The following is a 642-nucleotide window of genomic DNA, read 5'->3' as shown; positions in this document are numbered from 1 at the left end:
GCGAAGTCCCGCTCGACGATCTAGCCCTCTGCGTCCTCGATGCGCACGAGGTCGCCGTGGACGTTGGGGGTGTAGCGGGTGGTGCGCCCGAGGGCGTCGGTCTCGGTGAGCGTACGCCCCCAGTCGTCGTAGGTGGCAATCTGCTGGGTCGTGAGCACATCGGCCCCGGGGTTGGTGCCGCTGGCATCGGTGTGGCCCGCCCGGATCTGGGTGAGGTTCCCGAGGGTGTCGTAGACGTAGACGGTGACCGGGCGGACGGTGCCGAGGGTGGGGTCGTCGTAGGCCGGCTCGACGATGCGCACCGGGCGGTCCAGGGCGTCATAGGTGGTGAGCGTGGTGTGGCCGGCGTTGTCGGTGAGGACCGTGACGTTGCCGTTGGCGTCGTAGTCGAAGGTGGTGCAGCGAGCCAGGGCGTCACAGGACTGCTCGAGCCGGGCATCCTGCTCCGGGCCGTGGTAGGTGAAGGTCTCGGCGTTGCCGTTGGGATCGATGAGGGCGCGCATGCGCCCCAGCACATCCAGGGTGCGCCGGGCCTCGCGGCCCTCCTCGTCGAAGGCCGAGCGCACGCGGCCCAGGGGGTCGTGGGTGAAGCCCACCGTGAAGTTGTCGGGATTGGTGGTGGCGGTGAGGTTGCCCATCGCA

At 69.6% G+C, this 642-nt stretch carries 1 protein-coding gene; it reads right to left on the bottom strand.

Annotation, left to right across the window (positions count from 1 at the left end; genetic code table 11):
- Positions 1–20: 20 nt before the first annotated feature.
- Positions 21–642 (bottom strand): RHS repeat domain-containing protein (locus tag CKO40_RS23855; protein ID WP_200348945.1); only part of this gene is annotated, 622 nt, incomplete at its 5' end.

The sequence above is a fragment of the Halochromatium glycolicum genome, from assembly GCF_016584085.1.
In the GTDB taxonomy this organism is placed as follows: Bacteria; Pseudomonadota; Gammaproteobacteria; order Chromatiales; family Chromatiaceae; genus Lamprobacter; species Lamprobacter glycolicus.
Note: the sequence above shows the minus strand (reverse complement) of the source record. Positions and strands in the feature narration are given on the sequence as shown.